General features: G+C 46.8%; 13 protein-coding genes, 1 tRNA gene and 1 pseudogene. 10 read left to right on the top strand and 5 right to left on the bottom strand.

Annotated elements, in window-relative coordinates; genetic code table 11:
- The first annotated feature begins 509 nt into the window (after positions 1 to 509).
- Complete coding sequence (locus tag MIC7113_RS13860) at positions 510 to 842, top strand: hypothetical protein (RefSeq protein ID WP_015182795.1); 333 nt, start codon at positions 510 to 512, stop codon at positions 840 to 842.
- 13 nt (positions 843 to 855) lie between these two features.
- On the opposite strand, the gene MIC7113_RS13855 is transcribed toward MIC7113_RS13860, so the two are convergent.
- Positions 856 to 1239 (bottom strand): four helix bundle protein, encoded by a 384-nt coding sequence (locus MIC7113_RS13855; protein ID WP_015182794.1) that lies wholly within the window; start codon positions 1237 to 1239, stop codon positions 856 to 858.
- A 31-nt stretch (positions 1240 to 1270) separates the two neighbouring features.
- Here MIC7113_RS13855 and MIC7113_RS13850 point away from each other — a divergent pair, with 31 nt between their 5' ends.
- The 4 genes from MIC7113_RS13850 (at position 1271) to MIC7113_RS13835 (ending at position 3749) form a co-directional block, all read left to right on the top strand.
- Positions 1271 to 1465: a hypothetical protein gene (locus MIC7113_RS13850; protein WP_041780056.1), complete on the top strand. Its 195-nt coding sequence runs from the start codon at positions 1271 to 1273 to the stop codon at positions 1463 to 1465.
- Positions 1466 to 1550: 85 nt separating this feature from the next.
- A complete protein-coding gene (locus tag MIC7113_RS13845) occupies positions 1551 to 1922 on the top strand; it encodes a Lin0512 family protein (protein WP_015182793.1) in 372 nt (123 codons plus the stop codon).
- 117 nt (positions 1923 to 2039) lie between these two features.
- The gene (locus MIC7113_RS13840; protein WP_015182792.1) at positions 2040 to 2699 is read left to right on the top strand and encodes a DUF6629 family protein; all 660 of its coding nucleotides are present in this window, start codon (positions 2040 to 2042) and stop codon (positions 2697 to 2699) included.
- A gap of 24 nt (positions 2700 to 2723) precedes the next feature.
- Positions 2724 to 3749, top strand: coding sequence for a DNA cytosine methyltransferase (locus tag MIC7113_RS13835; RefSeq protein WP_015182791.1), 1026 nt, complete (start codon positions 2724 to 2726; stop codon positions 3747 to 3749).
- Between the two features lie 58 nt (positions 3750 to 3807).
- Here MIC7113_RS13835 and MIC7113_RS13830 read toward each other — a convergent pair whose 3' ends face one another.
- The gene (locus tag MIC7113_RS13830) at positions 3808 to 4269 is read right to left on the bottom strand and encodes a hypothetical protein (RefSeq protein WP_015182790.1); all 462 of its coding nucleotides are present in this window, start codon (positions 4267 to 4269) and stop codon (positions 3808 to 3810) included.
- 147 nt (positions 4270 to 4416) lie between these two features.
- Between MIC7113_RS13830 and dhaK the strand changes: the two genes are divergently transcribed.
- The 3 genes from dhaK (at position 4417) to purF (ending at position 9676) form a co-directional block, all read left to right on the top strand.
- Positions 4417 to 5490 (top strand): dihydroxyacetone kinase subunit DhaK, encoded by a 1074-nt coding sequence (gene dhaK, locus MIC7113_RS13825; protein WP_015182789.1) that lies wholly within the window; start codon positions 4417 to 4419, stop codon positions 5488 to 5490.
- Positions 5491 to 5629: 139 nt separating this feature from the next.
- Positions 5630 to 7981 carry a phosphoribosylformylglycinamidine synthase subunit PurL gene (gene purL, locus MIC7113_RS13820; protein ID WP_015182788.1) on the top strand — a complete coding sequence of 784 codons (2352 nt, stop codon included), beginning with the start codon at positions 5630 to 5632 and terminating at the stop codon, positions 7979 to 7981.
- Between the two features lie 183 nt (positions 7982 to 8164).
- Positions 8165 to 9676, top strand: a complete 1512-nt coding sequence (purF, locus tag MIC7113_RS13815) for an amidophosphoribosyltransferase (RefSeq protein WP_015182787.1) — start codon at positions 8165 to 8167, stop codon at positions 9674 to 9676.
- A gap of 204 nt (positions 9677 to 9880) precedes the next feature.
- Here the strand turns inward: purF and MIC7113_RS13810 are convergent, their stop codons facing one another.
- Positions 9881 to 10492 carry a chorismate lyase gene (locus MIC7113_RS13810; RefSeq protein WP_041780054.1) on the bottom strand — a complete coding sequence of 204 codons (612 nt, stop codon included), beginning with the start codon at positions 10490 to 10492 and terminating at the stop codon, positions 9881 to 9883.
- Between the two features lie 101 nt (positions 10493 to 10593).
- Between MIC7113_RS13810 and MIC7113_RS13805 the strand changes: the two genes are divergently transcribed.
- Positions 10594 to 11175: a hypothetical protein gene (locus tag MIC7113_RS13805; protein WP_015182785.1), complete on the top strand. Its 582-nt coding sequence runs from the start codon at positions 10594 to 10596 to the stop codon at positions 11173 to 11175.
- 10 nt (positions 11176 to 11185) lie between these two features.
- Here MIC7113_RS13805 and MIC7113_RS13800 read toward each other — a convergent pair whose 3' ends face one another.
- Positions 11186 to 11749: a metal-binding protein gene (locus MIC7113_RS13800; protein ID WP_015182784.1), complete on the bottom strand. Its 564-nt coding sequence runs from the start codon at positions 11747 to 11749 to the stop codon at positions 11186 to 11188.
- Between the two features lie 39 nt (positions 11750 to 11788).
- Between MIC7113_RS13800 and MIC7113_RS13795 the strand changes: the two genes are divergently transcribed.
- Positions 11789 to 11861: transfer RNA gene (locus MIC7113_RS13795), tRNA-Val, on the top strand.
- Positions 11862 to 12349: 488 nt separating this feature from the next.
- Here the strand turns inward: MIC7113_RS13795 and MIC7113_RS34210 are convergent.
- Positions 12350 to 13680, bottom strand: a pseudogene (locus MIC7113_RS34210) (IS1634 family transposase).
- Between the last annotated feature and the right edge of the window lie 21 nt (positions 13681 to 13701).

The following is a 13701-nucleotide window of genomic DNA, read 5'->3' as shown; positions in this document are numbered from 1 at the left end:
ATTAACTGGCATATTTAGGATTATAGAGTTAGACATAGAGGTTTTTCATGGCGTATGAGACACCAGATTGTTGGGGCGCACGACGATGCACCCTAGGGGTGTACCGCATCCAATCGAGAAGGACTATAGTTCAATTCAAGAAGCTGTTACAGGCATCGATTGATGATTGTTCCTTCAATTCAGGTGATTGCCTAAAAGGAGAGGGGTTCTGGGCACCAGTCACCACAACTCATCCACAAAAACACTATTGTGCAAAATTGTAGATGCCCCCTCATCGTTTATCTTGAGCGAGTTAGTCATGAATTGATTCCTGTGGACTTTTTGGCATGTACTCAAGGGCATATTTTATTGAGGTGTGGGAAGAATCAATCGCGCCCTAGAGGGCTACTCCCAATATTTTTCCAGAAATATTCCTTTTGTCAGTGGTTTGTTGGGATTAAACTATTTAAACAGAAGAAGGATTAGGTATTCTGATATCAAAAACGATTTCACTTATATTGAGGTGCATAATGTCTCAGGAAATTAGCCAGTCAACATTGCGATTTGTGATTAACAAAATTGAATCTATTCTGGAAGAGTATCCTCAACACCCCTATCAAGTAGCATTTTCGATGCAGGAATTACGGAAAAAGCTGATTGCTCAAGTCCTTAAGAATCTGCCCAGTCGCGATAGCGTTATCGAGGGGAAAAAAGCCTCAGACAGTACCATGGATTCTATTCATCATTCCTTAGAGGAGCGAGTGCGTCTAGAAACTTTGATTCGCGGCAGTATTTATCATGTACTCCGAGAAAATGCTGATTGGATTAGCCGTCATCTTCCTCAAGATGTGAGCAAGCCATAAAACCAGTGAGTACTTAAGAGGGTTCGTGTTGTTCTGGAACAGCTCCCATGGATTTTAGGTAAGTGTTTAGCTTCAAAGAGAGTTCATCTACGATGGGTTTGAGTTTTTTGATTTGTTCTCGTGTCAAGAGATGTCGAGTGTAAGCTCGTCGCAACCAGTACCTTGTTTCATTCAAAGAGCTGAGCGCCTGCCTAATATAACGTTGGTGGTCTGCAAAATTATGCCGCTCAGTACCTTCTGCGATATTGGCACCAATGCTATCTACAGAAAGCACGATTTGTTTTCCGATAGTATCTTTAGCGAATTGCTCCCAATTTCCAGCTATATCCCAAATTTCGTCAGCGAGGCTCTCAGCAAGTTTGTAAATTTGCAAGTGTTCACAATTGGATTTTGCCATTTCCTTCTACTGACAATGGACACCCAGTAAGTTGAGAGTTGCTACATTTGAAATCCTGAAACTACCTATTGGCGATGGTGGCAAAATCCGAAATCTAAAATGCAAAATCAAAAATGGGATGAGTCCTGGCAAGGGGGAAGAAATGATCATGAGCAGCTATCCCGATTTTTTCAACTACGGCAATCAAATTATCCGAGAATTGGGACACAATCGTGCTGAGGGTTGAGTCACCTACCTAGGGAATGAAATTAACAGCCAACGCTTTGTTGTATTAACCTGTAGAAGAAAAGCTGAAAATAAAAGAGGTGGCTGTGGCGCGTAAACGATTGATTATCGAAATGGGTATGGGAGTCGATCAGCACGGACAAGAACCCACTGTTGCTGCCGCAAGGGCTGTACGCAATGCGATCGCACACAATGCCTTGCCCGGTGTTTGGGAAGTTGCCGGTTTGAGCGATCCGGATCAAATGATGGTTGAAGTCCAAGTGGCTGTCCCTTATCCGGAACAAGTGCGGGAAGCTGAAGTATTAGCTGTCCTCCCTTTTGGGCAAAAGACGCTTACCGTTGAGTCGGGTGGAATGGTGGTTCAGGGTCGAGCCATTCCCTCTCTTCATGATAAAAATGATGAGATGCTGGTTGCTGTGGCTGCGGTTACCGTGTGGATTGAGTCCGAGTCAAGGTAATTTTGAGCAATTGAGTTGAAACTGGTACGATGCAACCCCACGCGATCGCCTGTGCAAAGTGATTCAGTTTTATGATGAAACACGCCAAAATATCAAGAGTGAAGCTCGGAAATTTTTATGTGCTTTTCCGCAACCGCTAGTTTTACGGCAGGAATCACTTTATCTGTATTAGGAATTATAACGCTTAAACAAGTTCCCTCAAGACGGGAATTTCTATTGGGAACATTTCCCTTATTATTTGCTATTCAGCAATTCTCTGAAGGGTTGGTATGGTTAACCTTAGGACAGGCTTCTTTAAAACCAATTAATGCTCTAGTTACATACAACTTTTTGTTCTTTGCCACAGTGATATGGCCTATATCGTGCCCTCTCGCTATTTATTTATTGGAGACTCAGGCTGTAAAAAGAAAAATGAGCTTGGGGTTAGCTTTTATTGGTCTTGCATTTGGCATTTATCTTTTTGGCTTTGTATTAATACATGGAGTAGATTCAGCCAAGTTTTCAGGAAATTTGCTTTATGACTTAAATTTTATACCCTTTTATGAGGGCAACAAATACCTTTATCTTATCGTGACTGCTTTTCCTTTTTTGTTGGCGAGTGAACTTCGGCTCAAACTATTTGGTGCGTTTGTTCTTCTTTCTTTTGGTATATCGGAGTTATTCTACAAAGTTACGTTTGTTTCAGTCTGGTGTTTTTTTGCGGCTGTTCTCAGCGCAGGATTATATTTTATTGTCAGGGGGTTTAAGTATAGAGATATCCAAGTAGTAGGAGAATGAGGAACGCACGAAACCTAGACCTCCATGAAAACTGCTATCTTCAACAACAAACCTCTCTACTGGGATTTCCTAGAACTAGAACTCCAACTCCCTCCAAGGGAGCCAACTGAACCTTTAGTAATCGATCTGTTTGCCGGTTGTGGGGGGTTAGCGCTGGGTTTTGAAGTAGCTGGCTTTAAAACAATTGGTTATGAAATGCTAGAGGACGCCTGCGCTACTTATCAGCACAACTTGCACGGCACATGTTATCAGTTAACTTTGACACGCAACCCCAATTTAATGACTGAACCAGATGTGCTCGTTGGAGGCCCCCCATGTCAGCCTTTTAGCGTCAATGGACACCAGTTGGGACTCCAAGATAGTCGCGATGGTTTCCCAATTTTTATCGATGCCGTTGACCGCTATCGCCCAAAAATAGCCTTATTTGAGAATGTGCGCGGAATGCTATTTCGCAACAAAGCCTACTTTGAAGAGATTGTCATAGCTCTAAAAGAACTAGGCTATATCGTGGAGTGGAATATTCTTAATGCTGCCCATTATGGCGTGCCTCAGCGTAGAGAGCGTCTGTTTTGCGTTGCTCATCAAGGAGGATGGCAATGGCCAGAAAAAACCCATTTAAACTCACCTTACACCGCTGGTGAAGCACTCGGAGAATTCGCATTTGTTGCACCTCCTAACTCAAAGTTTCTCACTTCCAGCATGGATGAATATGTCAAGAAATATGAGATAGCCTCCAAATGTATCAAACCCAGAGATTTGCACCTTGATGCTCCCTCTAGAACCGTGACTTGCCGCAACCTGAGTGCTCCGACTGGCGATATGCTGCGGATTCGTTTGCCCGATGGACGCAGGCGTAGGCTGACGGTTCGTGAAGGTGCTCGTTTACAGAGTTTTCCCGATTGGTTTGAATTCCAGGGTTCTGAAGACAGCCAGTATAACCAGATTGGCAATGCAGTTCCTCCTATCTTGGCTCATGCTGTAGCTTGTTCTGTCAAAGCATGTTTACAAGCTCATGAGTCGATATCAAGAACGGAGTTTGAATTATCTTAGGTTAGTGACATTCATCTTAAATCGGTAATAAAAAAAAGCCTGAGAAGAGGGTTAGTACTCAAGGATTGAACCTAGCCAACTCAGTTTTTACGACTGAAACAGGTAAAGCCATGATTGACATATTGAGCGGTTTATCCGTGTCAATGCGATTGGGAACCGCAACATTGTCAGGAAACCACATCACCAAAACCCGTTGCTGGCTGAAATTCACTTCTTTTATCAGATGTTGGAGGTCTGTAACATCTGGCAAATTTGTGTCGCTAGCCTTATAACCCTCAATCCTTATAGGGTTGTTACCATTCATACCGAACTGCTTCTTGTCTTCATCGGTTAAGGCATCTGGGCGCATATTGACAAACACAATGTCTTTGAAAGTCAACATCTGGAAGGCAGCAACAGCTGTTTGAATCGTGTTTGCGGCCAAAAAGGAGTTTAAGGTTTTTGCTATCTCATAAATTAGGTTTCCTTCCCATAGTTTGGGTCTAGTTGCTTTCTGCGTTTGGCTTCGCCCATTATCCATGACTCCTATTTGTTTAATAGCTCGTCGCTGATTTTCATCAAAGTTGAGGGTAAGTGCAAGTTACGATCTGGCATAACATCGGAAAAAGACACATTATCAGGATAGCCAGAAAGCAATCGCTCCGTGCCCCATCCTCATCATTAAGCTATGAAAAAACTCATCAACAACCCCGACGACGTAGTACGCGAAAGTCTCCAAGGCATGGCAGTCGCCCATTCCGACCTGATCAAAGTCCACCTCGACCCCCACTTCATCTATCGCGCTGACGCACCCATTCAAAACAAAGTCGCCCTTATCTCCGGTGGTGGCAGTGGACATGAACCCATGCACGGCGGCTTTGTCGGCATCGGCATGTTAGATGCTGCCTGTCCCGGTGAAGTCTTCACCTCTCCTACTCCTGACCAGATGCTAGAAGCTGCCAATATGGTTAATAGTGGTGCTGGTGTCCTCAATATCGTTAAAAATTACAGTGGTGACGTGATGAACTTCGAGATGGCAGCCGAACTCGCCCACTCTGAGGGCATCCCCATATCCAATATTCTGATTGATGATGATATTGCGGTTAAAGACAGCCTCTACACCCAAGGGCGTAGGGGTGTGGGCACCACTGTACTGGCTGAAAAAATCTGTGGTGCTGCGGCTGAACAGGGATATGACTTGCAGCAACTTGCCAACCTCTGCCGCAAGGTTAACCTCAACGGACGCAGCATGGGGATAGCACTTACTTCCTGCACCGTACCGGCCAATGGTAGCCCCACCTTTGAATTGGGTGAAGATGAAATGGAAGCGGGTATCGGCATTCACGGGGAACCGGGACGGCAACGAATGCCTCTCAAGTCAGCCGATGAAATCACCGAGATGCTGGCAGTTTCTATCATCGAAGACACGAACTACTCACGCACAGTGCGAGAGTGGGATGCAGACACATCACAATGGATAGAGGTAGAACTAACAGACCCTCCCTTGCAAAGCGGTGATTCCGTCCTCGCCTTTGTTAATAGTATGGGTGGCACTCCCCTGTCTGAGTTGTACATCGTTTATCGCAAATTAGCAGAAGTCTGCCAAAAGCATAACCTTCAGATTGTGCGAAACTTAATTGGCCCTTACATCACCTCCCTAGAAATGCAAGGATGCTCAATCACCCTACTCAAACTAGATGAAGAGATGATTAAATTTTGGGATGCACCCGTGAAAACCCCTGCCTTACGATGGGGAATGTGATTCCAATTTCAAAAGAGAGGATACCGTTGCCAATGCTAGGGAAAACAACACCTCAACCCATCCCAATTCCCAAATCTAAAATTCCTCAGCCCCAATTATCGATAAAATAAAGCACTGTCCCGCCCATTGCAAAGTGTTCATGTCCAGCATCTCCTCTGCTCCATTCTCTCCCGAAGAAATTGCCGCTGAAGGCTTGAAGCCTGAAGAATACGAAGACATTGTTCATCGGCTAGGGCGTCATCCCAATAAGGCTGAACTGGGAATGTTTGGCGTGATGTGGTCGGAGCATTGCTGTTACAAAAACTCGCGTCCCTTACTCAAGCAGTTTCCCACAGAAGGCGATCGCATTTTAGTCGGCCCCGGAGAAAATGCCGGAGTTGTAGACTTAGGAGACGGGTTAAGACTGGCGTTTAAAATCGAATCACACAATCACCCCTCCGCCGTTGAACCCTTCCAAGGTGCAGCAACGGGAGTAGGAGGAATCCTGCGGGATATTTTTACAATGGGTGCGCGTCCCATTGCCGTCCTCAACTCTCTGCGCTTCGGTTCCCTGGAGGATGCCAGGACGCGAAGACTGTTTAGTGGTGTCGTCGAAGGAATCTCCCACTATGGTAATTGCGTCGGGGTTCCCACCGTCGGCGGCGAAGTTTACTTTGACCCCGCTTATAGCGACAATCCCTTAGTTAACGTCATGGCACTGGGATTGATGGAAACCCCAGAAATCGTCAAATCTGGGGCGGCGGGTATCGGTAATCCAGTCTTATACGTCGGTTCCACCACGGGGAGAGATGGCATGGGTGGGGCAAGTTTTGCCAGTGCGGAACTCAGCGAACAATCTATGGATGACCGTCCTGCGGTGCAAGTGGGTGACCCATTTTTGGAAAAATCATTAATTGAAGCTTGTCTAGAAGCCTTTAAAACCGGGGCTGTCGTTGCCGCCCAAGATATGGGTGCGGCTGGAATTACCTGTTCCACCTCAGAGATGGCAGCCAAAGGCGGTGTGGGAATTGAGCTGGATTTAGACTTGATTCCAGTACGGGAAAGTGGTATGGTTCCCTATGAATATCTGCTTTCTGAATCCCAGGAACGGATGTTATTTGTTGCTCACAAGGGTCGAGAACAGGAATTAATTGATATTTTCCACCGTTGGGGGCTACAGGCGGTTGTCGCAGGCACAGTTATTGCAGAGCCAATTGTGCGAATTTTGTTCCAAGGCGGAGTGGCAGCGGAAATTCCAGCCACAGCATTAGCCGATAATACGCCGATTTATCATCGGGAACTTTTAGCCCAACCGCCGGAATATGCCCGTCAAGCTTGGGAGTGGACAGCCAACTCTCTCCCAGCTTGCACCTTAGAGGGAATTGACATCCAAGGTAACCACAAAACCTGGAGTGACATCCTTCTGCAACTTCTGGATACTCCCACGATTGCTTCTAAACGTTGGGTTTATCGCCAGTACGACCATCAAGTACAAAATAATACGGTGATGTTGCCCGGTGGTGCTGATGCGGCTGTTGTCAGGTTGCGTCCGTTGGAAGTAGGCATTCCCAATCCCAAATCAGCCGTTGCTGCAACGGTAGATTGCAACTCTCGTTATGTGTATCTTGACCCATACGAAGGGGCTAAAGCCGTTGTTGCCGAAGCGGCGCGGAACCTTAGCTGTGTCGGGGCTGAACCCTTGGCGGTTACCGATAACCTAAATTTTGGCAGTCCCGAAAAGCCAATTGGATACTGGCAGTTGGCGTCGGCATGTCAGGGGATTGCAGAAGCTTGTCGAATTATGGAAACCCCTGTGACTGGGGGGAATGTCTCCCTTTACAACGAAACATTGGATGCCACGGGCACACCTCAACCCATCTACCCAACACCAGTGATTGGGATGGTGGGGTTGATTCCTGATATGACTCGCGTTTGCCGTCAAGGTTGGCAAGCTGAAGGTGATTTAATTTATCTTTTGGGACTGCCTCTGACTGATTCTACGCCTCACGTTTGTTTAGGGGGTTCTGAATACCTCGCCAGTATTCATGGGGTTGTTGCGGGTAAACCACCTGTCGTGGATTTTGATTTGGAACGTCGTGTCCAAGCTGCCACGCGGGAAGGGATTCGTCAAGGCTGGGTACGTTCTGCCCATGATTGTGCGGAAGGCGGCATTGCGGTTGCCCTGGCGGAATCTTGTATTGCCAGTCAGTTGGGTGCCCAAATTAACTTGCGGCTAACGAATATAGAAAGGCGTTGGGATGAGGTTCTCTATGGTGAGAGTGCCAGTCGCATACTCGTATCGGTAAAGCCGGAACACCAAGCCAGGTGGGAATCTTACCTGAAAGAGCAATGGGGCGAGCAGACTCAACACTGGCAAAATCTAGGTTTTGTCAAGAGCCAAAATGCTGGATTAAAACTGTTAATTGATGACAATCAGCCGATAATCGACGTTACGATGATAGAAATGAGCGAACGCTTTTCAAATGCTCTTGAACGACGTTTGAATGTATAACTGGGCGGTAAACGCCTGTATAAAACAGATCAAAGGCTTTAATAGCAACAACTTCAGTCAGCCCAGCGACTGTTATTGGTGCTATTCTTAAAGAGTTGTTAACCCACCTTAACAATTACAGCGCTTTTTTGCTTCGCTCTAAGTCTCACTGACGTTCTGCCGCTATCAGGAACCTATCTTAGTATGATGCATCACGAACCCCTTTCTTCTCAGCAGAATCTGGCTCAATCTGAGGACGGCTATGCACAGCGACCCGATAAACAGGAGGAAGCTTGTGGAGTTTTTGGCATTTACGCACCAGGGGAAGATGTCGCTAAACTAACTTACTTTGGTCTCTATGCGCTACAGCACCGAGGTCAAGAATCAGCAGGGATTGCGGCGTTTCAGGGAGACCAGGTGCATCTATACAAAAATATGGGGCTAGTGTCGCAGGTTTTCAACGAGTCGATCTTAGCCGAGCTACCAGGGGACATGGCTATTGGTCATACCCGTTACTCTACCACAGGTTCTAGTCGGATTGCCAATGCTCAGCCAGCTCTGGTGGAAACTCGCTTGGGGAAACTGGCGCTAGCCCACAATGGCAACTTAGTGAATACAGGAGAGCTACGCGAACATTTGCTCCAGCGTAATTGTAATTTTACGACAACCACGGATTCTGAAATGATTGCGATCGCGATCGGATCAGAAGTCGATAGCGGCAAAGAATGGTTGGAAGCCGCCCTGAGTGCCTTTGGTCACTGTTCAGGCGCTTATAGTTTAGTGATTGGCACTCCGGTTGGGTTGATGGGTGTGCGCGACCCCAATGGCATCCGTCCTCTGGTCATCGGCACCGTAGGCAGTCATCCTCAGCGTTACGTGCTGGCATCCGAAACCTGTGGTTTAGATATTATCGGTGCTGAATATCTGCGGGACGTTGAACCAGGGGAATTGGTTTGGATTACCGAAGAAGGGATGGCATCCTTCCACTGGAGTCCAAAACCAGAGCGCAAGCTTTGCATTTTTGAAATGATATACTTTGCCAGACCCGATAGCATCATGACCGATGAAACCCTGTATAGCTATCGCTTAAAGCTAGGGCGTCAGTTGGCGAAAGAATCATTAGTCGATGCCGACATTGTCATTGGCGTACCCGACTCCGGTATTCCTGCCGCGATTGGATTTTCCCAAGAATCCGGCATTCTCTACGCGGAAGGATTAATCAAAAATCGCTACGTCGGTCGCACCTTCATCCAACCCACCCAATCCATGCGAGAATCGGGCATTCGCATGAAACTCAACCCCCTGAAAGATGTCTTATTAGGGAAACGGGTTGTAATTGTCGATGACTCGATTGTGCGGGGAACAACCAGCCGCAAAATTGTTAAAGCGCTGCGTGATGCCGGTGCCACTGAAGTTCATATGCGAATTTCTTCACCGCCCGTGACACACCCCTGTTTCTATGGCATTGATACGGATAGTCAAGACCAATTAATTGCGGCAACCAAGTCAGTTGAAGACATTGCCATGCAAATTGGTGTCGATAGTTTAGCTTATCTCAGTTGGAAGGGAATGCTGGAATCTACAGGAGAAGACCCCAATAGCTTTTGCAGTGCCTGTTTTACCGGCGATTACCCAATTTTGATTCCAGAAATGGTCAAACGTTCCAAGCTCATGTTGGAAAAAATGCAAAAAGCAGAAAAAGTAGTGACGGTCTAAATATCCTATCCGGTTGAATGCCCATCATTATGGTACCCCCTGTGTCTCGATAATTCCCTTCCTCAACGAGATGGAGAGGGGGCGAGAGGGGGAATAAGACAGTTGGACGCTTCAAAAACCTTAGCGTCCCTCAGCGCCCCCCTCTGCGATCTCTGCGTTAAAAAAAATGATTCCAATGCAAACGTATTCAATATGACATCGAACTCAGGTCAGGTGCGTCTCTCCTAAGTACTTTTTCAAATAAGGTGAAAACACCTCATAAATCAGCGTCAGAGGTTGCCCATGATGCCAAAACAGATAGTGACGACCCCAAAACGGCCCTTTCTCCCCAAACGCTAACTCTAACGCTTCTGAGTGACCGTAATAAATTCCCTGAATATCCCGATAAAGCTCACTCCGTAGGCGAGAAAGGCTAGCCCAAATCGGGATATTGCGATTTTGCAAATATTCATCCACATGGTTCGCATCCCACCAAGAAGCCGCATAAGCCAGCCGCTGCCCCGAAGCCGTGCGTAACCAAACCTGCCGTCTTAATCTGGGCGCAGGTACGGCTTGAATATGCTTCGGTGCCCCATCATCCGCCATCCCAATCAGGGACATATCAATCACATCGACTTCCGTCGGTTCCGTTGTCAGGAGTTGCAGATGGCGAGTGGGAGAGCCATCTCCTAACAGCAATATCTGCCAAGCCGGTGCTAGCTGACTATGGGGTAATCCCTGCTGAACGGTTTCTTCGCCTCCCTCCCAGAGAGGGTCGAGAGCGTGCCAGGTTGTTGATACACTGGCGCTGTTGGTGGGTTTCAAGGTTGCAGTCAAGAGGCTTTACAAAACTTAACTTCTACATCCATAATGATAGCGCCCTTAGCCTATTGCTCCCGCTCCTCTAGGCAACTTACCCAACCTCGTATCTTCCCAAAATGGACTCGGCATTAGACCAAGCGATTGAGTTTTTAACCACCCCATCTGCAATAGCCCCAACTCCAGAGGCGGTGGTTGAAGCACTGCTGATGGCAGAAAAAGCGGCTAAACAGAGCAAACGGCGCTATGCCTATCCACAATTGCTCGGCACCTGGCGATTAGGGTTTATCACAGGGACAAAGAAATCACGCCAACGAGCAGGAATTATGTTAGGTGCGGGACGGTTTTTACCCAAGTGGGTGAAGATTCATCTATCCTACTCCCCATCGGACTCCAATCAAGAGCGAGGCCGGGTGCAAAATTGCGTTGAACTTGGACTATTACAATTCATTCTCACTGGCCCTACCCAGTTCTGGTCAAAAACTAATATACTTGCGTTCGACTTTACCCGGATGAACGTGTCATTATCGGGGCTGAAGGTCTATGAAGGCTACATTCGTGGGGGTAAAGAACGGGAAACCCGCTTTTATGAACAAAGTGTCAAAGAGCAGGCATTTTTCACCTACTTCCTGGTGCAGAACCAAAGCATAGCTGCGAGGGGGCGGGGCGGTGGATTAGCGTTGTGGACAAGGATTAGTTAGGGTTTGACCTTCATTTTTTGGAAGTACGTCGGGACGGGGTGCGCTTGCGTGTCGTCGATTTGCGCTTGGGTTTGCGTTGAGAACGCTTGAGGGCAGTGCTAGTCCAATCACTGACAGAATGAATCATCGCTCCCAGTTCCAAACCCACAAACAGAGCAATCCATTCGGCTTGGTAATTAATGAGCCATTGCTTGATATCTTCACCAAACTGCTGCCAACTCCAAGGCACGTCACGGAATAACTGGACAACGCCCAAAATCAGTATCCCCACCAAGGCTGTCCATGTAGCCAGATAAAGCATCCTGAGAGTAGTGCCGATGAGAGGGCCATGAGAAAAGATTGAGCGATGGCGCATCGCTTTTTGGTAGGGTATCCAAATCCACCGCAGCCACCCCCAGCGCTTGAAGGGTAGCGATTTCAGGTCTAAGTCAGGACTGAGCATCAGCCCACTAAAGAGGAACCCTCCGGAAACGATTAAGGCAAGATTGCCACTCTGTGTTGATGCTATGGTCAAACCGGTGACGACGGGTAAGCTCCATAAAGTTATGCGATCATGTGTTTGACCAGAGGGCATATGTTATTATCATTTTTGTGCTAATCTAATTATGTTATCGGGCGGTTAGCTCAGTTGGTAGAGCGCCTGCCTTACAAGCAGGATGTCACTGGTTCGAGTCCAGTACTGCCCATTTAGTATGTCAATTTACACTTTCTTTGTCGCCGTTAACATGTTGATGTTGCTTGCCCTAACCAATTGACGGTTAACGAATTAGTGCCGCTAATTTGAATTCGATTCAGGTTTTTCCTTGAAAGTGAGCTATGCTCAGTTAGTCCAAATTGTAAAGCAGGCACTCCTTTCAACCCTATTTTGCTAAATTTGTGGCACTTTTCATCAAACCCACATTCCGCCCTTTGACTGTCACAAGCGGATAATTGTGTGGAACTGAAGGCTAACACAGGCCAGTTCAATCGAGTGAAACGTTCTAGAGATGAGAGATGCTAACTTTTTTCGGGTGCTTGTTCTCAAAAAGCAGCAAGTAGCAATAAAAAGTCAAGTAACTGGCAACATAAAGTGAACTGTTTCCTATCAGGAAAAGCCTGATGCGTTAACTAAAAAGCTCGTCTACGCATCACTTTGCTGAAATAATTGTTGAAGTATTTCAATGACTTGAAGAACTCAGCACAATAGATAGTAGTCCCGGCAAGCTTGAGAGAAAAAGCGCAAAATCTTTAAGCGTTCATCGGTAAGATTGGCAATTTGCTCAACCCCATCAATCACTAACAAATGCACCGCTTGGAAACACTGAAATATCCAGCGGAGGGTGGGACGCTGAGTCGGCTTTTTTAATTGATTAGGGAGGCTTTCATCAGCTTGAACTAAGGCTTGACGTAAAGCTGCCTGTCCCAAGTTGTAGACCAACAGACACAATCCCATAACCATCCCTACAGCAGCAATGCGACCTGGGTCTTTCAGGAAAACACTATCAGCAAAAAACAGAGGGTCTTTGAGAAAGCTAAAGCCCCGTTCCGTACTCTGCTGCTCTTTGTACTCACTCAGGACTGCATCATTATTCAATTGTTCCTTGTCTAGGACATTGGTGGCGAGAATGAATCGTCCCGCTTGCTGTCTTTGTTGTTCTAGGACAGTTTCATTGACTACCAATGTGGCTTGAATGTGATAGGTTTTGTGAGTGGGTCGAGTTTGCTTTGCTGGTCTTCCCGGTTGGGAGTAATGGTCTTGCTCAATGATTTCTACTGCTTCTAGGGTGTGATATTTCAACTGCTTCATCCGCTTGAGGTTGTCGGCAGTGTACAAAGCACTATCTGCTATGTGTATTCCCTCAAAAGTCCACTGTTTCTGAAACTCCTCAAACAGATGGGCAAACTTTGTCTTGTCGTCTTGATTGCCATCTGCCATCTCTAAAATAACGGTATACCACCCTCTCCACCACATATCAGATTCATCACGAATTGTTTGAGGTCACTTCTATGGTCACGAGAATATCCATACGTTAGGTGAATCGCTTTCGGCGCTACCTCAATTTCTACTCTTGTGCCATCTTCTGTCTTTTGAGTGACTACCACTTCGTCATTGGCTGTTTCATACTCGCCATGCAGATGAAATGAGGTCGAGTCTAAGTGCGCTGTCTCAATACTCACTCCAAACTTGGCGATAGCTTTCATGGCAATGCTGACGAAGCAACGGGTTAGTCCTGCCAGGAACAGTTCATCAAGCACTCGTCCCAGGCGGTCATCATTGAGATGTTCTGGCTTGACTCCGGTTCCAATCAGGTGTTCTGTAGCTTTCCCTTCAAAAAATCGACTAAATAAGTACAGTGGGGCTGACACAAAGCCCAGTCCGTTGAGAATCATTGCTTTGACCACAAGACCTGCACTGACTTTTTCTCGGCTGTCTTGCCCCAACCGCAGGTCTATTTGTTCCACCAGCCCGATTTCGTCAATAATACCTGCCACCAGACCCAAGTGGTCGAGGTTCATTACCTGCATTTCTGCTGCTTTCACACCCCC

The sequence above is a fragment of the Allocoleopsis franciscana PCC 7113 genome (genome assembly GCF_000317515.1).
In the GTDB taxonomy this organism is placed as follows: Bacteria; Cyanobacteriota; Cyanobacteriia; order Cyanobacteriales; family Coleofasciculaceae; genus Allocoleopsis; species Allocoleopsis franciscana.
The sequence above is the reverse complement of the archived record's forward strand: the minus strand, read 5'-3'. Positions and strand labels throughout refer to the sequence as shown.